At 60.2% G+C, this 19,513-nt stretch carries 16 protein-coding genes; all 16 read right to left on the reverse strand.

From position 1 onward, the window contains the following. Positions 1 to 27: 27 nt before the first annotated feature. Positions 28 to 1,062: a branched-chain amino acid ABC transporter permease gene (locus tag EAH78_RS07020; RefSeq protein WP_140666946.1), complete on the reverse strand. Its 1,035-nt coding sequence runs from the start codon at positions 1,060 to 1,062 to the stop codon at positions 28 to 30. Further along, on the reverse strand, positions 1,062 to 1,925 hold the full coding sequence (locus EAH78_RS07025; RefSeq protein ID WP_140666947.1) for a branched-chain amino acid ABC transporter permease: 864 nt from the start codon (positions 1,923 to 1,925) through the stop codon (positions 1,062 to 1,064). The genes EAH78_RS07020 and EAH78_RS07025 overlap by 1 nt, the downstream gene beginning before the upstream one ends. 2 nt (positions 1,926 to 1,927) lie before the next feature. Continuing rightward, complete coding sequence (locus EAH78_RS07030; protein WP_140666948.1) at positions 1,928 to 2,620, reverse strand: ABC transporter ATP-binding protein; 693 nt, start codon at positions 2,618 to 2,620, stop codon at positions 1,928 to 1,930. A gap of 3 nt (positions 2,621 to 2,623) precedes the next feature. Then, complete coding sequence (locus EAH78_RS07035) at positions 2,624 to 3,349, reverse strand: ABC transporter ATP-binding protein (protein WP_140666949.1); 726 nt, start codon at positions 3,347 to 3,349, stop codon at positions 2,624 to 2,626. Positions 3,350 to 3,374: 25 nt separating this feature from the next. Further along, a complete protein-coding gene (locus tag EAH78_RS07040; RefSeq protein ID WP_140666950.1) occupies positions 3,375 to 4,685 on the reverse strand; it encodes an ABC transporter substrate-binding protein in 1,311 nt (436 codons plus the stop codon). A gap of 87 nt (positions 4,686 to 4,772) precedes the next feature. Continuing rightward, a complete protein-coding gene (locus EAH78_RS07045) occupies positions 4,773 to 6,119 on the reverse strand; it encodes an outer membrane beta-barrel protein (protein ID WP_140666951.1) in 1,347 nt (448 codons plus the stop codon). 337 nt (positions 6,120 to 6,456) lie between these two features. Next, positions 6,457 to 8,100 carry an arylsulfatase gene (locus tag EAH78_RS07050; RefSeq protein ID WP_140666952.1) on the reverse strand — a complete coding sequence of 548 codons (1,644 nt, stop codon included), beginning with the start codon at positions 8,098 to 8,100 and terminating at the stop codon, positions 6,457 to 6,459. Positions 8,101 to 8,162: 62 nt separating this feature from the next. Beyond that, positions 8,163 to 8,957 (reverse strand): cyclase family protein, encoded by a 795-nt coding sequence (locus tag EAH78_RS07055; RefSeq protein ID WP_140666953.1) that lies wholly within the window; start codon positions 8,955 to 8,957, stop codon positions 8,163 to 8,165. Next, positions 8,935 to 9,939 carry an NAD-dependent epimerase/dehydratase family protein gene (locus EAH78_RS07060; RefSeq protein WP_140666954.1) on the reverse strand — a complete coding sequence of 335 codons (1,005 nt, stop codon included), beginning with the start codon at positions 9,937 to 9,939 and terminating at the stop codon, positions 8,935 to 8,937. The genes EAH78_RS07055 and EAH78_RS07060 overlap by 23 nt, the downstream gene beginning before the upstream one ends. Positions 9,940 to 9,949: 10 nt before the next feature. Continuing rightward, the gene (locus EAH78_RS07065) at positions 9,950 to 10,933 is read right to left on the reverse strand and encodes a fumarylacetoacetate hydrolase family protein (protein ID WP_140666955.1); all 984 of its coding nucleotides are present in this window, start codon (positions 10,931 to 10,933) and stop codon (positions 9,950 to 9,952) included. Further along, on the reverse strand, positions 10,930 to 11,511 hold the full coding sequence (locus tag EAH78_RS07070) for a cupin domain-containing protein (protein ID WP_140666956.1): 582 nt from the start codon (positions 11,509 to 11,511) through the stop codon (positions 10,930 to 10,932). Before EAH78_RS07070 ends, EAH78_RS07065 begins: the two co-directional genes overlap by 4 nt. 13 nt (positions 11,512 to 11,524) lie before the next feature. Next, a complete protein-coding gene (locus EAH78_RS07075) occupies positions 11,525 to 12,775 on the reverse strand; it encodes an MFS transporter (protein WP_140666957.1) in 1,251 nt (416 codons plus the stop codon). Continuing rightward, positions 12,765 to 15,239, reverse strand: a complete 2,475-nt coding sequence (locus tag EAH78_RS07080) for an efflux RND transporter permease subunit (RefSeq protein ID WP_140666958.1) — start codon at positions 15,237 to 15,239, stop codon at positions 12,765 to 12,767. The genes EAH78_RS07075 and EAH78_RS07080 overlap by 11 nt, the downstream gene beginning before the upstream one ends. A gap of 4 nt (positions 15,240 to 15,243) precedes the next feature. Next, on the reverse strand, positions 15,244 to 16,350 hold the full coding sequence (locus EAH78_RS07085) for a WD40/YVTN/BNR-like repeat-containing protein (protein WP_140666959.1): 1,107 nt from the start codon (positions 16,348 to 16,350) through the stop codon (positions 15,244 to 15,246). A 62-nt stretch (positions 16,351 to 16,412) separates the two neighbouring features. Continuing rightward, the gene (locus EAH78_RS07090) at positions 16,413 to 17,801 is read right to left on the reverse strand and encodes a DUF1329 domain-containing protein (RefSeq protein ID WP_140666960.1); all 1,389 of its coding nucleotides are present in this window, start codon (positions 17,799 to 17,801) and stop codon (positions 16,413 to 16,415) included. A 12-nt stretch (positions 17,802 to 17,813) separates the two neighbouring features. Beyond that, the gene (locus tag EAH78_RS07095; protein WP_140666961.1) at positions 17,814 to 19,511 is read right to left on the reverse strand and encodes a DUF1302 domain-containing protein; all 1,698 of its coding nucleotides are present in this window, start codon (positions 19,509 to 19,511) and stop codon (positions 17,814 to 17,816) included. Positions 19,512 to 19,513: the final 2 nt, after the last annotated feature.

Below are 19,513 nucleotides of genomic sequence, written 5' to 3' on the forward strand. Positions count from 1 at the left end.
CCTCGCACTCCAGAACCATGCTGCGCGTCATGGCCGGGGCTGTATCGACAACCGTCGCTGCATCGGGAAAACCTGCCAGCCCAGGCGCTCGCTGATCAGTCCCCACACCCCTTGCGGGGCCTTGAGCATCATCACCACCGCCACCACGCCGAGGATGATCATGTACACCGCGCCGTACTGCGCCAGGCAACCGCGCAACACGAAGTAGATCAGCGTGCCGATCAACGGGCCTTCCAGGGTGCCGATGCCGCCGATGATCACGATGAAGATCACCACCGCGGTCCAGTCCTGCAGGTTGAACGCCGCATCCGGGGAAATCCGCAACTTTTGCAGGAAGATCAACGCCCCGACCACACCGGTCCACCCAGCGGCCAGTACGTAGACCATCAGTTTGGTGCGGAACGTATCGACACCGAGGCTGCCGGAGGCCGGTTCCGAATCACGAATCGACGCCAGGGCCAGCCCCTGCCGCGAACGCAGCAAAAAGAACACCACCGCCACGGCGGCAATGGCAATCGCCAGGGCAGTGAAATAAATCAGCGTTTCACGCCCGTCACGGTCATTGCCGATTTGCCGCACGATCGCCGCCGGCAAACTCTGTCCCGATCCGCCGCCAAGGCTGCTCATCTGCGCCAGGCCCAAGCGGAAGACCTCCGCGACCACCCAAGTGCCGATGGCGAAATAGGCGCCACGCAGGCGAAAGACGATCAGCGCCGTGGGAATCGCCAACAGTGCAACCAACACGCCCGAGAGCAGGACCGCGAACAACGGTGGAATGCCAAACCGGGTGGCCAGCATAAACAACAGATACCCGCCGAGACCGACAAACGCCTGCTGCCCCACCGAAACCATGCCGGCGTACCCCGCCAGCAAATTCCACATTTGTGCCAGGGCCAGGTAGTAGGCGAATTCCACCACCAGTCGCAGGCTGGCGCGGTCAGCCCACAATGGCGCGCTGAACAACACCAGCACACAGAGCCCGAGCAAGGCCAGGCCAATGGTGCTGCTGGTGGTGGTGCGTTGTACGCGATAAACCGGCGCGGGATTGTTCAAGGCATTCATCAGTCGACACTCCGGGGAAACAGGCCACGCGGACGCACGACCAGGATCAGCAGAAACACAAGATGACCGGCGAGAATTTGCCAACCGGGATCGATTTTGGCGCCCAGTGTTTGCGCAACGCCTAGAATCACCCCGCCCGCCAGCGTGCCCCACAGGCTGCCCAAGCCACCGATGATCACCGCTTCGAAACCGTACAACAGCCGTGCAGGCCCCACGGTGGGGTCGAAACTGGTGCGGATCGCCAGAAACACTCCGGCAATCGACACCACCGCCATCGCCAGTGCCATGGCCAAGCCGAAGATGTGCGCGTTGTTGACGCCCATCAATCGTGCGGTGTGTTGGTCATCCGAGGTGGCGCGAAACGCCCGGCCCAGCGAGGTTTTGTAGAACAGCAGTTGCAGACCGCCGATGATCAGCAATGCACTGCCAAACACGATCAGCGGCATCACGCCGACGCTCAGGTTGCCGATGCCGACACTGGCGACCTCAAGATCGCCCTGAGACAGCTTCTGGCTATCGGCGCTGAAAAATTCCAGCAGCACGTTTTGCACGATGATCGACAGGCCGAACGTCACCAGCAATGGCGGCAGAATGTCCGTGCCCAGCGTGCGGTTGAGCAACAACCGTTGCAGCAGGTAGCCGAAACAGAACATCAGCGGCACCACGATCAGCAAACTGGCCAGCGGACTGAATCCCAGATGATTGACCACCATCAGCGCCAGGTACGACGCCAGCACAATGAAGTCGCCGTGGGCGATGTTGACCAGGCGCATGATGCCGAACATCAGCGACAGCCCCACCGCGAACATCGCGTACAGGCCACCGAGTAATACGCCTTGAAGCAAAGTATTGAGCCATTCCATCACTAGATCCCGAAATACGCGGCTTTGATGTGCGCTTTGTCCGCGTCTCCTGGGCGCCCGGTCAGGGACACGCGCCCTTCCTGGAAGCAATAGAAGCGGTCGCACACACTCAGTGCCTGATTGATGTCCTGCTCGACGAGAATCACCGTGGTGCCGTCGGCCTTGATCGAGGGCAATGCGGCGTAGATGTCCTTGATCGTCGTCGGCGCCAGGCCGAGGCTGATTTCATCGCACAACAGCAGGTGCGGGTTGGCCATCAGGCCACGGCCAATCGCAACCATCTGCTGCTGGCCGCCGGACAGTGCGGTGCCGGGTCGCTTGCGCAGTGTTTCCAGCACCGGAAACAGCTGATAGATGCGCTTCAGCGTCCACGGTCCCGGGCGTTTGCTGTAGGCGCCAATCAGCAGGTTTTCTTCGACGCTCAGTGACGGAAACAGCTTGCGGCCCTCCGGCACCAGCGCGATGCCGCGCTCCAGCACCTGATTGGCGGCCATGTCGCCAATGGCCTGCCCCTTGAACGTAATGGCGCTCGGCTGGTTCTTGATCAGCCCGGCGAGCGAACGCAGGAATGTCGATTTGCCCGCGCCGTTGGAGCCGATGATCGCCACGGTTTCACCAGCCTCAAGGGTCAGGCTGATGTCGAACAGCGCTTGAAAATCGCCGTAGCCGGCGCAGAGTTTTTCGATGGTCAGCATGCGTCAGCTCCCGATGCCCATGTAGATGTCCTGGACCCGAGGGTCGGCCATGACGTTGCGTGGCTCGCCTTCGGCAAGTTTGGCGCCGAAGTTGATCACCGTCAGGCGACTGACCACGGCCAGCAAGGCGTGCACGATGTGTTCGATCCAGATAATGGCGACACCGGACTTGTGGATGCCCTGAATGGTTTCCACCAGTGCCAGGCACTCCGGTTCCGTCAGGCCACCGGCGATTTCGTCGAGCAACAATAAACGCGGTCGAGTCGATAAGGCACGAGCCATTTCCAGGCGTTTACGGTCGAGCAAGGTCAGCGAACCGGCCAGCACGTTGGCCTTGTGCATCAGGCCGGTGAGTTCCAGCGTCTGCGCACACCATTGGCTGGCCTCCTTGTCCCGCAGCCGCGCACCAAAGGTCGCGCCCACCAGCAGGTTCTCGAACACGGTCATTTTCACGAACGGGTGCGGTATCTGGTGGGAACGGCCAATGCCTTGCTTACAGCGCTTGAACACCGGTTCGCGGGTGACGTTGCGGCCCTCGAAATGAATCGTGCCTTTGTCCGCAGCCACGCCACCGGCGATCAGGTTGAACAGCGTGCTTTTACCCGCGCCGTTGGGGCCGATGATGCCCAGTGCTTCACCCGATTGCAGGGTCAGGTCGATGGCATCCGTGACCTTCACCGAGCCGTAGCTTTTGTGCACATCAGTCATTTGCAGAAGTGGTTGTTGCATGGTGCACCCGTGTCCTGTTGCGCGATCAATACGTAATGGCCTGCATCTCACCGCCCAACGGAATCGCTGGTGCGGTGGCATTGCTGGTCACGATCAGGTCGTATTTGCTGTCATTGCCCAGGCGCCACTGACCGCTGACCAGCGGAGTCTTGGCGACGTTCTTCACCGGTCCGCCCTTCCAGTTGATCGGCCCGACCACCGTGTTGAGGTTGGTCTTGAGCAAGGCATCGCGAACCGCGTGTGCATCACCGACTTCTTCGGTGCGCTTGAGGATGTCCACCGCCAGTTCGAACAAGGCATGCACGAAGCCCAGCGGTTGCGTCCATTGTTTTCCGGTGGCCTGGGTGAAACCCTGGGCCAGTTGCCCGGCACTGGCGCCGGTCAATGAAGAGCTGAACGGGTGTGTCGGGCTCCACCAGATTTCGGTCGACAGGTTATTGCCGGCCTTGCCCAGCGCCTCGACGGCGGTGGGAAACAGCAACGCCTTGCCCACCGACACCGCTTTGGGCTTGAAGCCCTGTTGGCGAGCCTGGGTCCAGAACGTGCTCAGGTCCGGTGGAATCACCACGCCGGTGACGATCTCGACATCGGCCTTTTTGAACGCGGCGATCTGCGCGGAAAAATCGTCGGTCAGGCTTTGAAAGCGGCCGGGGTCGACCAGTTGGAAACCCTTCTGCGCCAGAACCGGTGGGAAACCGAGCTTCTGATCGCCCCAGGCATTGCCATCGCCATCATTGGGAAAGAGTCCACCGACCACTTTGTTCGACGGCATCGCGCCCCACATGGAGCTGTATGCGCCGATCACATCTTCCAGGCCCCAGAAGAAGTGGTAAGTCCACTCAAAGCCTTGATTCGGCTTGCCGCCACGGGTGAAGAACCACGGCTGCCACGGGGCGACGGTGGAAATGCAGGGAATCTCGTTGATTTCGCACTGATCGGACACCGGGTTGGTGGTTTCCGGGGTCGACGACACCAGCATCAAGTCGACCTGATCCGACAGAATCAGCTCGCTCGCCACTTCCGCCGCGCGGTTGGGGTTGGATTGGCTGTCCTTGACGATGACTTCCAGGCGATAGGCCTTGCCGCCCACATTGATCGAGTTCTTCAGCACTTGCTTGAGCGATTCGATGATGTAGTTGTCGGCCGCCGCAAACGGCGCCAACGGCCCGGTCTGCGGGCTGACATAGCCGAGCTTGATCACCCGCTCACTGCCGATGGCAAAGGTGAACGGCATGCTCGCCAGTGCCACGCCACCGGCAGCAAGGCCGGTGCTGCGCAGGAAATCGCGGCGGGAGAAGTTGCGGCCAAACAGGTTGTTATCGTTGTTGTCTGTCATGTCAGTACTCCAAAAGCCTGGACGAACGGGGTCGCCACGTGTGGCCGGGCCATCACGCAGGATCAGGGGTAAACGGAAGAAGTCGGTTTAAAAGAAGAAGCTGACGTCGAAGGACGCCACGACCTGCGAGTCTTTTTGCCCATCGGCGTAGGCATCGCGACCGGGACCGGAATGAATGTCGTAACGCAATTCCGGACGCAGGCGCACGTTGGGTGTCGGCGTCCAGGCCACGTTGGTGGTCACGCCGTAAAAACTGCCCCAGGTCGGGTCCGGGATACCGGTGTTAGGGTCGATATTGGCCATCATCACGTGGACCGGCGCATCGGTGTAGAACCACTCGGCTCGGCTGTTCCACATCAGGTTTTCACTGAGTTTGTGATACCAGTTGATGTCGGTGCCGTACCAGGTGGCATCGTTCTTGTTGGCAAACCCGGCGAAAGCCCCCTGCTCCTGCTTGCCGTAGTTCAACTCCAGCGCCACCCGGTTGTTCGGGTCGAGCACCTGCGACAGCGTCAGGTAAGACGCCAGGCGTTTGTAGTCGTCATCCTTGGTCCCGGCGGGCAATGGCGAGCCGCAACTGCATTCGGCAAAGCTGTCACCTGCGCCGTTGCCGTAGATGTTTTCCCAGTCGATCCAGGTGCTGAAATCCGCCGAGCGCCAGCGCACGTTGGCGATCACATCCGGATCGTGGTTGGGGTCTTGCAGGTTGTTCCAGCCCTGCACCACACCCAACTCGAAGCCGAGCATGCTTTCGCCGGGCGCCGAAGGCAGTTTGAACGAGTACAGCGCGCCGGCATGTTTGGCCGGGCCGTGCATGAAGGAATAGGTGTGCGAGTAGAAATCAGTCGGTGCAGGTGACGGCAAAGCGAAGCCGATTTCATTTTCCAGCGGCGTGTGGAAAATCCCGACCATCAGCTCCGAACCGCCGAGCACCGGGAAGTAAAAATTGACGTAGGCCTGGGCGAAGGTAAGCGCCGGATTATCCGGCTTGTTGCTGCGGTTGGCGCTCAGATCTTCGTCCCAGCCGTAGGTCTTGAAGTAGCGTGCATCCTTGCCGTACACCGTGGTGACATTGAAACCCCAATCTGCCTCTTGCGGCATCGGACCCGGAAACGGACCCACGCGGCCGATCACATTACTCTTGGGTTTTTTCTCCACGGCGAGGGCGAACTGGTTGAGGTTCACGCCTTCGTCGGTATTGAAGAAGCTCTGCTTGCTGACGTCATCCGTGCCGTTATTGTTGTAGATCACACCGGCCTGAGCCCAGCCGTAGACCTTGATCCCGTGTTCACGCTCAAGGCTGTCGCCGAAGACATTACGCACCAGCGAACCCATGGGATCGTCTGCCGCCAGGACCACAGAGGGAAACAAAACGTCAGCCCCCAGAACGGGAGCGAACAGGGTCGCTGCGCAAACCCATGCACGAATACTCATACCTGCCTTCCTTATTTTTATTAGGCGCCAATCCCCCGAAGGGGCATGTGGCCGAAAGCAAGGTATGACGTCTTGATGAGCCCTGGCTTGAGCTCCACCCGACCGTTGGCGGATCGTGGTGTTCGGCGTAATGGAGGCTACAAGCCTGCTACTACGCCAACAATTCCATTCTCGGCGACTTCAGTGTTTGCGAATTGAGAACAATGTGTCACTTCAGAAGCAAACCAGATGGTTTACTTGAACCCTCTATCAGCTGCTGTGGCGGTGCTTAACCGAAAAGTCAGGCACATGAAAACCTTTCCATCCCAGCGGAACGCCTATTTAAAGCGGATGCTGATTATTGCGTTGCAAACACCACACCGACCTCCTCGGCATATTTCAACCAAGCGGCTTTGAGCCGCTGCACCGTCTCTGGTCGGGCGGCGGCCAGGTCTGTGGTTTCGCCGCGGTCCTGCGCCACATCGAACAACTGCCATTGTGGCGGCTGCGCGTCGCCGCCAAACCCTGCTTGCGGGCGGATGCCCAACAGTTTCAGGTCTCCTTCCCGGTAATAGGCATTGCCGAACAGTTCGCCGGCCAGGCTGTCATGACGGTGCGGGCTACCTTCTCCGGCGAGCATTGAGCGCATTGATTTACCGGTAATCGGGTGTTTGCTCACGTCGGTGGGCGCCTCGACACCCGCCAGATCGAGGAAGGTGGGCGCCAGGTCATCCACCCGCGCTATACCGCGTTCCACACCCTGACGACGCAGTGTCTTGGGCAGCTGGATGATTGCCGGTACGCTGATGCCACCTTCGGCCGTGGTGCCTTTGAACAAATGGAACGGCGCGGCGCTGACCTCTGCCCAACGCAGGCCGTAGTCGATTTGCGACCCTGCCTGACCGAGGTTAGCGTAACTGTTATCGGTGCGCGGGCCTGGGGGATAGAACTGGGCGTGGTTCTCTGCTGCCGCGCCGTTGTCCGACATAAATACAATCAACGTGTTGTCGTACTGGCCGCTCTGGCGCAGGTAATCCACCACTCGGCCAATGTTATGGTCGAGGTTATCGACCATGGCCGCGTAGATTTCCATCTTCCGCGCTTCAATACGTTGCTGTTCCGGGCTCAGTTGCTGCCAGCCGGGCAGTTTTGGATTCACCGGGAGCGGGTTCGCAGGCTGGGCGCCGTTCGCCATAAGGCCAAGACTTTTCATCCGTTCGATACGCGCCAGACGTACGCTGTCATACCCCTGATCAAACCGCCCTTTGTACTTATCGAGGTATTCCTTGGGCGCCTGCAAGGGCCAGTGCGGAGAGGTGTAAGCGGCGTAGGCAAAAAACGGCTTGCCATCCTTTTGGCTGTTTTGCAGGTAGCTGATCAGCTTGTCGGTATAAAAGTCCGAGGAGTAGAAATTCTCCGGCACCTCCACCGCTTTGCCGTTTTCACGATAGTGCACCTGCTCGATTTTTGTCGGGTCGATACTCGAGGGTTTGAAGTGTGCAGCCCCGCCCTCCAGCAGTGTAAAAGACTGCTCGAACCCGCGTTGATCCGGTCCCTGATCCGCTTCCAGCCCCAGGTGCCATTTACCGACCATGAGGGTGTTGTAACCGCCCTCCTTCAGCAATTCGGCAATCGAGTAGGAACGTTGATTCAGGTAACCCTCATAACCCGGCTTACCCCGTTGAAACGGCTGCAAGGCTTCCGCCATGGTGCCAAGCCCGGCGAGGTGGTTGTCGGTGCCGGACATCAGCATGGAGCGCGTGATCGAACAGGTCGGTGCCGCGTACATGCTGGTGAATTGCAAGCCTTGATGGGCGAGTTCATCCAGCGTCGGTGTATTGATTTCCCCACCAAAACTACCCAGGTCGGAATACCCCAGGTCGTCGGCCAGAATCAGCAAAATATTGGGTTGCTTCGCATCAGCACTGGCCGCCATGGCCAGGCTGCTACTGAGTGTCAGTGCACCCAACAGTAACGTCAGGGGCATGCGCAAAAGAGGCATGTTTTCTCTCTTATTCTGTTCAATCGAAGACCATGGATTTTGGTACGAGCCCGGCGCGGTGCTTATTCTTCGAATATCGCCACCGCCCGAACAAACCCCGCCGACGCATGCTTGATCTTGTAGGGGAAACACGACACCACGAAGCCGCTGGCCGGCAGGGCTTCAAGATTGGCGAGCTTTTCCATTTGCCCATAACCGATATCGCGCCCCGCCTTGTGCCCCTCCCAAATAATCGAGGCATCACCGTCAGCGGCAAAACGCTCGCGGGTGTACTTGAACGGCGCGTCCCAACTCCAGGCATCGGTGCCGACGACGCGCACACCGCGCTCCAGCAGATACAGAGTGGCTTCACGGCCAATTCCGACGCCGGCATCGAGGTAACCCGGTTGACCGAATAGCGCGCCGGCCCGGGTGTTGATGAGTACGATGTCCAGCGGCTGCAACTCATGGCCAATTCGCGCCAGCTCGGCTTCGATTTCATCGGCGGTGACCACGTGCCCGTCCGCCATGTGCCGCAAATCCAGCTTCACGCCCGGTTGCAGGCACCACTCCAGCGGCAATTCGTCGATGCCAAACGCAGGCTCACCGCCATTCGTGGTCGAGGCGTAATGCCAGGGCGCATCCATGTGCGTTCCACTGTGAGTGGTGATGTGCAGCCGCTCGGCCGCCCAGGATTCGTTGCCGGGCATCTGATCGAGTTGCAACCCCGGGAACATCGCCGCCATCTCGGGCCAGCCTTGCTGGTGATCCATGTAATCAATCTTCGGCAACAACGGAGGTGGGTCCGTGTACGGGTTGTTGTCGAGGGTGACCGAAAGATCTACCAGACGACGTTTAGGCTTGATTGGCTGCGACATGAATCGTGTCTCCAGTGAGCGACAAGTGGCGTGGGTTGGCGGGATTCAGGGCGTTGCGAATCAGCGCGGCAGCATTGCCGTCATGGCTGAAACCGGCGGCACGCGCCTGCGGGGTTTTCAGGGGTGGCATGCGCCCGAACAACGCTTCCAGTTGGGTATCGGGGTCATGGCTGATCAGGCTGCGACGTTCCTGCCCATAACTCGCCGCCAATGCGTCCACCACCTGGGCAATGGACAGATGCAGCACCGGCAACTGCCATACCCGTTGCGACGCCCATTGGTTGCTATCGAGTTCGGCAGCGTGAATCAGGTTGTTCACACAGCAACGCGCCGACATCCACCACGCTGTTGCCTGCGCAGAGACAGGACAACGATAGGACTCGCCCTCGGCAAATGCGCGCAACAAATCGCTCATGAATGCCGAGCGCAAGCCGTTGGGTTCACGCGGACGGGCAACGATGCCCGGCAGGCGCAGTACGCGGCCGTCCACTTCCGCACGCCGGCCGAGGTCGATGATGGCGCTCTCGACCATGGCTTTGTGCGTGCCATAAGACAATTGCGGACGCAGCTCAGCCTGCTCGTTCATTTTTGCCGGCAAATGGGCGCCGTACACCGCCACACTGCTGGCATACACCAGCACCGGTGGCAGCGCTTTATTGCGCAGTTGGTTAAGCAACTCGAGGCTGGCCAACAGGTTGACCTGATAACCCAGTTCGTACTGCTCTTCGGCGGCGCCACCGGGGACACCGACCAGGTGGAACACCACATCAATGCCATCGGCCAACACCCGGCGCATCAGGGCCACATCGGTAATGCTGCCGTAATGACGGCGCAAACGCGGGTCGTCCGTCACGCCTTGCAGGTCGGTATCCAGCACCAACAATGAGTCGATGACGCGACCGCGCAAGCTGCCCCGCGCCAGCAGGCAACGCACCAATTCACGCCCCACAAAACCGTTGGCACCGGTAATCAATACTCGCATGTGCCGCTCCTCAGCCCTGAGCCTGAACCACACGTTGATCGATTGCACCGAACAACGACTGGCCGTCGCGCCCCTGAACATCCATGTGCACACGATCACCAAAGCGCATGAAGCCGGTTTGTGCGGCACCCAGCTCGATCATTTCAATCGCTCGACGCTCGGCGATGCAGGCTGAACCCACACTGCGTTCGGCATTGGAGACGGTGCCGGAACCCATCAAAGTGCCCGCGCCCAACCGGCGAGTCAGGGCGGCATGGGCGATCAACTGGCCAAAACTGAAATTCATCTGCCCGCCGTGCGGATGACCAAACCATTGGCCATTCCAGTGCACCTGCAAGGGCAGGTGCACGCGCCCGTCACGCCAGGCATCACCCAGTTCATCCGGCGTGATGGCCAGCGGGGCGAAGCTGGATGAGGGTTTGGCCTGCAAAAATCCAAAGCCTGTGTGCATTTCCCGTGGGGCCAGGGCGCGCAAACTGACGTCGTTGATTTGCAGAATCAGCTTGATGTGTTGCAGCGCCTGTTCGGCAGAGCACCCCATGGGCACGTCATCCACCAGCACCACAAACTCGCCTTCAAAGTCGATGCCCTGGCTTTCGCTTGGCAGCGCGATATCATCGCGCCCACCCATGAAATCGTCGCCGGCACCCTGGTACATCAGCGGCGTGTGTTCGACGCCGTCGATAGGGTCAAGGTTGAACGCTTTCTGCATCAGCGCACCGTGGCTGAGGAATGCCGAGCCGTCGCACCATTGGTAAGCACGCGGCAATGGCGCCATGGCCTGAGCGGGGTCGAAGGCAAAGGCATCCGCCGCTTCCCCAGCGTTCAGTTTGCTGGCAAGTGCCTGCAAACCCGGCTCAGTGCTACTCCAGTTCTCTATCGCCTGTTGCAAGGTAGACGCGACGGAGCCGGCATCCACTGCCCACGCCAGATCCCGTGAAACCACCACGAGCCTGCCATCACGACTAGCGTTTTTAAGGGTGGCGAGTTTCATGCGCAGGCTCCTTGTTCACGGTTCAACTCGTCAGCGAAGCGCCCGTCGAGGAGGATGAAAACCATGCGCGCCATCGCTTCGGTGCGATTGCTCCAGGCGTGGTTGGTGCCGCGTTGCACCACCACGTCACCGCGTTTGAGGTGCACTTCTTCCTCATCGAGCACCAGCCACACTTCACCCTCGGTGACGATGCCGTAGTCGAGGGTTTCGGTGCGGTGCATCAATTTATGCCGTGCGCTGCCCTGCCCGGTACCCGCGTGGACCTGGCCGATTTCAGCGAACACCGCCGCGGCGTTTTCATCGCTGACCTGGTTCTGAACGCTGTCCGGAGGAATGTCCACCACACGAATGACGCTGCCCTGTGGTCCGGGGCTGAGTTGCAGAGGTTTGCTGCTCGGATCACTGGCGTTGTCGAGTAACGCCGGGCTGGTGCTGCTGTTCCACAGTTCATGAAACACCGTGCCCGGTACGGAAGCCAACGGGAACACATTGGGCGTCGGCCCATGAATGGCGACGATGGCCTGACCCTGTTGATCGTGACCGGTGACCACTCGTTTGAATTCAGGAAGCGCTTGCATGGAGAATCCTCGTTCAGTTGCCGTCGCCGATGGTGGTGTCACCGACGACAATGTTCGCGTCGTCCAGCAGTCCCGCGATCCGGGGCACGGCCAGACACAACACCGCCACTAACAGTTGCAGCCCACCGACAATGGCCAACGCCTGCGGTAGCGCCCTGGCGGCGCCATGGGTCATGCCCAGCACGACCAGGGGGCTGATAAATTCGCCGGCGAAAATGGCCGCGGTAAAACACCCCGCCGCCCGCCCGCGTTGATGGAAATTGACTTGCGCCATGATCCAAGTGATCAGCGTCGGCAGCATCAAGCCAATGCCCAGTCCGTTGATCAGTACGGCGACCACGACCTGCACATGGCTCAAGGCATCAGCCATCAACAACCCGCCGATGCCCGCCAGCACATAGGCGATCAGCAGCATGTGCTGCCCGCGCATCCCGCTGAACAAACGAAAGCTCAGTGCGCCGACCAGAACCCCCAGTTGATTGGCGCCCATGGTCAGGCCGATTTTTTCCGGGGCGTCCACTTGCAGCAGATTGAGCAGGTAACCGGCCTGCACCGGCACGATAAACAGGCTCAAACCTGCCAACAGCGCCAGCACGTACAAGGGTGTGAGCGCGCGCCATGGAAATTTGCCTGTCGGCACCGCTTGCGTTGCTTGCTCTGGCTGTGGGCGAGCCTGTGGTTCCCACAACTGCCAGGCCATCAGCGGCAGGAAAATCAAACCCACGGCGTACAGCGCGAACGGCGTACGCCAGTCGTTTTGCCCGAGGAAGCCACCCAGCGCGATAAACACCGCGGCGGACAACGAGGTGGCGACCATCTGCAAGGCGAACAAACGTTCACGTCTGGCTCCGCTGTAATAGTCGCCCATCAGCGTGGTGCAGCAGGTCATGATGCCCGCCTCGGCCAATCCGATGCCCGCTCGGCTGAGCACAATCATCTGCAGCGAGTCGAGCCAAAGCGGCAGCACGCCGCAGAGGACGTACAGCAACATACTGGCGAGCAGCAATGGCTTGCGCCCCAGCCTGTCGGCTATCAGCCCGGCAAACGGCGCCAGCATCGCAATCACCAATGCCGGCAAGGTCAGTACGACGGGGACCAGCACGGCGCTGCCGGCCACCTCAGCAAAATGCGCCTGCATCCGTGGCAATACCGGGGCCAGCAATACGGCGCCCAGCACCGGCAAACAGCTTCCCAGCAGCAGCAACAGCGACTGCGGCAACCCGGCGTGTCGGGAGGGGTTTTCTACGAAGGAATTAGCGACCATGGCAGTGATCCTTAATGCGCAAGTTGTGCACGTTCGCAATAACCGGCGTGTCAGAACCCGCCACGTTGACCTCATTCACCGCTACAACCGCATCGGCCGTAGCGCTGCGTACGGGTAACAGGAAGTACGCCAATGCCGGCAGCAACACCAAGGCACCGACCATGTTCCAGATGAACATGAAAGCCAGCAGCACACCCATGTCGGCCTGGAATTTGATGGGTGAGAACGTCCAGGTTGCTACGCCGATGGCCAGGGTAATACCGGTCAGCATCACCACCTTGCCGGTGGACACCAGCGCGCGGTAATACGCTTCGGACAGGCTTGCCCCCTGGCGCAAATGCCCCAGCAGAATGCTCATCACGTACAACGCATAGTCGACACCGATGCCGACACCCAAGGCGATGACCGGCAGCGTGGCGACTTTCACCCCCATGTTCAGCCAGACCATCAACGCTTCACAGAGGATGGACGTCAGCATCAGCGGAATGACCGCGCACAGCGTCGCGCGCCAGGAACGGAAGGTGATCAGGCACAGCACAATCACCGCGCCGTAGACCCAGACGAGCATCTCGCGGTTGGCTTGTTTGACCACGATATTGGTCGCCGCTTCGATACCGGCGTTACCGGCGGCCAGAAGGAACTGCACCTCGTCGGTGTTGTTCTCGGCGGCAAATTTTTCCACGTGGTCGACCAAGCGGGTCAGCGTCTCGGCCTTGTGGTCGGTGAGGTAGGCATACAAGGTCAACAGGCTGCAGTCTTCGTTGTACAACCCACGCGGCGCACTGGCGGTGATCATGTTGAGCATCGCCTGGTTGTTCTGTAGCTCGTACCACTTCGGGTTGCCTTCGCTGAGGCCGACCAGCATGCGACGGTTCAGCAACGCCAGTGAGTTGGTCGAATCCACACCCGGCAAAGCGCGCAGTTGCCAGTCCAGGGCATCGACCTTGGCGAGGATGTCGTAGCGCGCACAACCGCCGGCCGGCGTTTTCACCATCACCGCAAACAGGTCGCTACTGGCACCGTAGTGACGGGTCAGAAAGGCATCATCCTGGTTGTAGCGCGAGTCCGCACGCAGCTCCGGCGCACCGACGTCGAGGTCACCGATTTTTAGTTGCAGGCCCACTAGAAAACCGACAACCGCCAACGCAAGGCTGATGGCGATGCACAGGCTGGCCCAACGACGATGGGTGAACAGGTCAAGAAAGCGCCAGAACCCATGGCGCGCCTGACCGGATTGCTCGGCTTGTTCGCTCTTGAGGCTCAGTTGTGCCGCACGGGGTGAAACGCCGACATAGGAGAGCAACACCGGCAGCAGAATCAGGTTGGTGAAGATCAACACCGCGACGCCAATGCTGGCGATCACCGCGAGGTCTTGAATGACCTGGATCTTGATCAGCATCAGCACCGCAAACCCCACGGCATCACACAGCAACGCCGTCAGCCCGGCGAGGAACAAACGCCGAAAAGTGAAGCGTGCTGCCACCACCCGGTGCATGCCTCGACCGATGTCTTGCATGATGCCGTTCATCTTCTGCGCGCCGTGGCTCATGCCAATCGCAAACACCAGAAACGGCACCAACACGGAATACGGGTCCAGTTGGTAATCCAGCAAGGGCAACAAACCGAGTTGCCAGACCACCGCGACCAGCGAGCACAACACCACCAGCACGGTGCTGCGCAGGCAACGCGTGTACCAAAACAGCACGGCGGTGGTGATCAGGATCGCGACGGCAAAGAACAGCAGAATCTGTTTCAGACCGGCAATCAGGTCGCCGACTTTTTTCGCGAAACCGGTGATGTGAATGTCGATTTTTGCGCTTTGATGGGTGCTGCGCAGCGTCTCCAGCTGCTCGGACAGGACCGCGTAATCAAGCGCCTTGCCGTCAGAAGTGGTTGCCAACAACGGCACGTAAATGATGCTGGAAGTCTGATCGAACGCCACCAGCTGACCGAGTTCATTTGAGCGTTGCACATTGCGCCGCAGTGCATCGAGGTTGGCCGCGGTGCCGCTGTAGTCATCGGGTATCACCGGGCCGCCATCGAGACCGTCTTCGGTCACCGCGACCCAGCGGGTGGCGGGTGTCCATAACGACTTCATGTAAACCCGGTCGACACCCGGCAGCAGGTAGAGTTGGTCGCTCATGGCCTGCAGGGTTTTCAGGTACTCGGCGTCGTAGATACTGCCTTGCCGGTTGGCCACCACAATGCGCAGGGCATTGCCCAGACCGGTGAGCTGTTTCTGGTGCTCAAGGTAGTTGGCAATGTACGGCTGTTGGGTGGGGATCATCTTTTCGAAGCTGGCATTGAGCTCGATGCGGGTCGCTTGATAACCCAATACCAGGGTTGTCAGCACACACACCAGCAGCACCCACAGGCGGTGATTGAACAGCGTGCGTTCCACCACCGAACCGGAGCGTGGATCGAAATTCGCCAGGCTTTGCGTGGCGTTGTCGAAAGACTTCATAACCTCACTCCGAAGCGGTAACGATTGACGGCGAAAGGCGCGTCAACCCAGTGAAACCCGCCAGTACCAGGCTGCCATCGGCGGCCTGAATAACACTGGAAACGGGCTTGCCGAGCGGTTTGCCATAAGGTTGGAGCAGTGCCCCGGGTTGGCTGTTGGTGCGAAACAAGGCGCCGGTTTGATTGACCAGCAGCAACTGGCCGTCATCGGTGCGGATCGCATCGCTGAACGACACTGGCATCGACACCGGTGCTGGCTGGAAGCTGTCGCCCAGATCGCCGGAGGAAAACGCATTGCCCTTCAGGCCGGCCACCAGCAAGGTGCCGTCATCGCGCAATTGCAGGGTGAAAAAGCTGCCCGCGTAGGGGCTTTGCAGCTGAGAGAATGACTGGCCGGCATCGTTCGAGCGCGCGAGGTAGCCCTGCTCGCCGGCCAAAAACCAGTGGTCACCTTGTTGAGCGATGGCAGACAAGTGCGCGCCCATCGGGTTGTCGATTTGCCCCATGATCGATTGCCAGGTGGAACCGCCATCATCGGTGCGAAAGGCCGAGCCGTAAGCCCCGACAATCACGCCGTGTTGGTCATCCACGAACTGCAGGGCAAGAAACGGCTTGTCAGCGCCCTCGCCGACATAGCGTTCAGCCGTTTGCACACGGGCGGCCGCTGCATCCTGATCGTTGGCGGCAGGCAATTGCTCCCTGGCGGCGGCCAGCTCAAGTTGCGCTGCTCGCAGGCCATCCAGTTGCACGATCCAGTGTTCCCCCCCGTCGCGGGTGGCCAATACCGCACCGCCATGCCCCACGGCCCAGCCCGTGCTGGCGTTGACGAACTGCACCGCCGTAAGGCTGACCGAAACCGGCACGGCGACCTGACGCCAGGTGGCGCCGTTGTCATCGGAAAGCAGCACGATGCCCCGCTCCCCTACCGCCACCAGGCGTGAACCCGCCCGGGCCAGATCCAGCAGCACCGCGGAGGTTGCTTGCGGTACCTGCATCGCCGGGGTGTTCAGTACCTCGCCCACCGCCGCGGCCTGCGCCAGGCTCAACGGCATCGCCAGAGGCAACGCCATAAGCCACATCAGCCGACCAACCACCTGACAGATTCTGTTCATTACCGACCTCGAAAAACCGTTAAAAACCGGATCGCGCTCCGCAAACCGCGATCCGGCCTGACTCAACGAACCCCGGCACCCGCCATCGCTGCAGGCGAAAACTCCGAAGCCTTGTAGCGATCCACCAAGCCGTACTGCTCTGGCAGGCCGGTGTAGACGTTCTGGATAAACCAGGCGCCGGAGGTCAGGTCATAAAAGCCCGAGGACAATTGCGCTTGAGCCGGCAGGTCCGGCATGACTGCCGGCAACGACCATAGGGTCTTGGCCAGTTGGCCGTTGGCGTCCCAGCGGTCGCCCAGCATCGCTTGCCAGGTGTCTTCATCGAGGTAGTAGCGGCCCTTCGGCAACTGGTGACGTTTGCCCGGCGCCAAGTCCGCCTCCACGGCCCAGACCCGGTGCAATTCCCAACGCACGTAATCGGGGTTCATGTGGTGTGCGAGGAACAGGTCCTCAGGTTTGCTGGCGGTTTGCACCTTGTTGGTGTTGTAGGGGATGTACATCTCCTGCTTGCCCACCAGTTTCCAGTCGAAGCGGTCCATGCGCCCCTGGAAAACGCTCAACTCGTCGAACGACATCACGCCGGCAGTGGCGGGTGTCGGGGTATCGCAGCAGGCATTCGGCAGCTTGCGCACCCGGCGTTGACCGGTCAGGTAAACGTGGGCCTGGGACAAGTCGCCATTGATGTTGGTGCGGCCCATGATTTGCTCGCCGGCACGCAACGGTGGCCCGACGTTGAGCAGACGGAACAGCCAGTAGTCACCGGCAAACGTTTCCGGCGACCCATCCTGGTAGTAATACGGCATTTCCTGAATGGCCTTGCCGTCGGTGGTCATCACCTGTTTGCCATCGGCGGTCATCAGGTAGTGACGAAAATGCATCGCCACCGAGGTGCCGCGCCAGTTCAGCACGTGGTTCCACATGGCTTCGGCGCCATTACTTGGCACCGGGAACGGGATGCCGCCAAACGCACCTTGCGGCACGGGACCGGCGCTGCTGTCGACCAGTTTGGCGCGGGTGGCGTTTTTCAGGGTGTTGTCATACACCCACTGTGGTGCGGCGGCCGTGCGCCGGGTCGGGTAAACATCGATGCGGTAGGTGTCGGGGAAACGCTTGAACATTTCCTTGGTGCCATCGCTGAGCTTGCCGGCGTATTGCGCGAGATTTTTCGAGGTGATGCTGAACAGAGGTTTGTCCGCGGCAAACGGATCGGTGCGTTTTCCACCTTCCTTATAGGAGGGATCGACCTTGGTGTAACCACCGTCCCAGGCGGGAATGGAACCGTCAGCGTTGCCGGCACGCTCGGCACCGAAAGGCGTCAGGTTTTTCGAGAGTTTCGCCGCGTCTTCAGCCGTCGCTGCCACGGTCATCTGACTGCAAATGGCCAGGCTGCCCAGTAGCGCGAAGCAAAGGGCTTTGAGCTTGAACGCTCCGGTCTTTTTGTAGTGGGTCATGCGCAAGTCCTCTTAAAACGTGGTCTTGACGGAGAAAGACAAGTAGTCCCGGTCTTTCAGCGATTGCTTGAAATTGAACTGGTTGGCGCCATTGAGGTTGGTGTCCTCGGGGCCGTAGTAGTGCGTGTAAGTCAGGCCGGCGGTCACGCGGTCCAGGTAGGTGGCGGTAATGCCGATGTTCATGTCGCCACCGTTGTCCGGGCCGAACGAGCTGACCACTGCGGATTTGCCCAGGGGGAAGTAGCTGAGGCCGACCGGGATGCCGATATCGACGCCCGAGAAAAACTGGCGGTAGGTCGGGGTGTAAACCACCTTGAAACCGAGACCGTCATCGGTGGCATTGGGGTCAAGCGCTGCACGGTTTTTAGTGACGCTGAGCAGACGGTTCCAGGCAACCTCACCGACGAGTCCCGACTCATTGGCAATGAAGTTCGGCCCGAACGAGGCCAGTACGTTGAGGTTGATGTGGGCGGTACGGCCGACGGCATACAGCGGGTTGTTATCGTTATCAGCGTCAACGCCGGGCAACACGGTTTGGCCGTTGGAAACCAGCGGCATGTTCCAGCGCATCGAGGCTTCACCGGCGAAACTGTATTCATCCACGGTGGTGGAAAAGCTGGCGCCCAGGGCGCGGATGTCTTCCGGGTACACCCAGTAGTACTCACCGATTTGCCCGGTACTGAAGTTCGGCACACCCGTAGAAGGTTTGAGGTACAGCTTGGGGGTTTTGTCGTTGTACTGGATCGCGTAAAGGCCGTATTCGACGGTCTCCGCGTTGTACTTCAACTGCAGGCCGCCCTGCCCTGAGCTTTTCGCTTCCTTGTCATTGCCATGGAAAAACGCCGCCGGGCTGTTGGGATTGCCACCGAGGAATGCGGGGAAAGGTGCTCCCACGATCAAGCGTTCGTTGCCTTCGCCGATGGTGTCGCTGGTGGAGAAATAACTGCCGGCGCCCGGCAGGCGCGTCTCTTCCCATTCCAGTTGATAGAAGGCGCCGAGCGACACGGCGTCGGTCAGTTGAAAAGTCCCCGACAGTTGATTGACCGGACGGGTGATTTCCTTGAACTGGGTGTTAGGAACGGACTGCGCTTTGACCACGTCGACCGGTCCCATACCACCGGCAATGCCGTTGGCACCGAAAAACAGGCTCTCGCCCCAGACCAACCCGTGGCGGCCGGCGCGCACGGACGTGGCGTGATCGCCCAGCTCGCCGTTCCAGTACACGAATGCATCAAGCAATTCGCCGTCACCGCCGTGCAAGTGACGGGTGTCATCGGTAAATTGGTCATAGGCCACGGAACGGGCGTTGGCGCGTGCCGGATCAGTGTTGTCGTTGTCTTGCTGGTATTCGGTGTCGTACCAGGCGGCGCCACTGAGGCGGGCGCCGACGTTTTTGAAGGACATATCCAGTTCGGAAAGGATGTCCGTGCGGTTGGAGATCAGGCCCTTTTTGAAGGCCCGATCACCGTCGTCCTGATTGAGTGACACCTGCCCTTCAGTCAATTTGCTGCTGGGGTTCTGGGTGCGCCATGCGGCGCTGTACTTGACCGTATTATCCCAACGCAGGCTGAAGTCTGGATTGCCGGTATCCACTTGAAAGGCATGGGCAGCCTGGCTGCACAGCACCAAAACCGCTGCCAAACTGAAACCAAAGGGTGCAGACGTGCTGACCGGGCGACGCGCAAGCGTCGCAGTCGTGGAATTGACCATCG

The organism is Pseudomonas arsenicoxydans, from assembly GCF_006438915.1.
Lineage (GTDB): Bacteria > Pseudomonadota > Gammaproteobacteria > Pseudomonadales > Pseudomonadaceae > Aquipseudomonas > Aquipseudomonas arsenicoxydans_A.

Coding starts and splice junctions, on each gene's coding strand:
- EAH78_RS07020 (WP_140666946.1), bottom strand. CDS start 1,062: ATGAATGCCTTGAACAATCCCGCGCCGGTTTATCGCGTACAACGCACC.
- EAH78_RS07025 (WP_140666947.1), bottom strand. CDS start 1,925: ATGGAATGGCTCAATACTTTGCTTCAAGGCGTATTACTCGGTGGCCTG.
- EAH78_RS07030 (WP_140666948.1), bottom strand. CDS start 2,620: ATGCTGACCATCGAAAAACTCTGCGCCGGCTACGGCGATTTTCAAGCG.
- EAH78_RS07035 (WP_140666949.1), bottom strand. CDS start 3,349: ATGCAACAACCACTTCTGCAAATGACTGATGTGCACAAAAGCTACGGC.
- EAH78_RS07040 (WP_140666950.1), bottom strand. CDS start 4,685: ATGACAGACAACAACGATAACAACCTGTTTGGCCGCAACTTCTCCCGC.
- EAH78_RS07045 (WP_140666951.1), bottom strand. CDS start 6,119: ATGAGTATTCGTGCATGGGTTTGCGCAGCGACCCTGTTCGCTCCCGTT.
- EAH78_RS07050 (WP_140666952.1), bottom strand. CDS start 8,100: ATGCCTCTTTTGCGCATGCCCCTGACGTTACTGTTGGGTGCACTGACA.
- EAH78_RS07055 (WP_140666953.1), bottom strand. CDS start 8,957: ATGTCGCAGCCAATCAAGCCTAAACGTCGTCTGGTAGATCTTTCGGTC.
- EAH78_RS07060 (WP_140666954.1), bottom strand. CDS start 9,939: ATGCGAGTATTGATTACCGGTGCCAACGGTTTTGTGGGGCGTGAATTG.
- EAH78_RS07065 (WP_140666955.1), bottom strand. CDS start 10,933: ATGAAACTCGCCACCCTTAAAAACGCTAGTCGTGATGGCAGGCTCGTG.
- EAH78_RS07070 (WP_140666956.1), bottom strand. CDS start 11,511: ATGCAAGCGCTTCCTGAATTCAAACGAGTGGTCACCGGTCACGATCAA.
- EAH78_RS07075 (WP_140666957.1), bottom strand. CDS start 12,775: ATGGTCGCTAATTCCTTCGTAGAAAACCCCTCCCGACACGCCGGGTTG.
- EAH78_RS07080 (WP_140666958.1), bottom strand. CDS start 15,239: ATGAAGTCTTTCGACAACGCCACGCAAAGCCTGGCGAATTTCGATCCA.
- EAH78_RS07085 (WP_140666959.1), bottom strand. CDS start 16,350: ATGAACAGAATCTGTCAGGTGGTTGGTCGGCTGATGTGGCTTATGGCG.
- EAH78_RS07090 (WP_140666960.1), bottom strand. CDS start 17,801: ATGACCCACTACAAAAAGACCGGAGCGTTCAAGCTCAAAGCCCTTTGC.
- EAH78_RS07095 (WP_140666961.1), bottom strand. CDS start 19,511: ATGGTCAATTCCACGACTGCGACGCTTGCGCGTCGCCCGGTCAGCACG.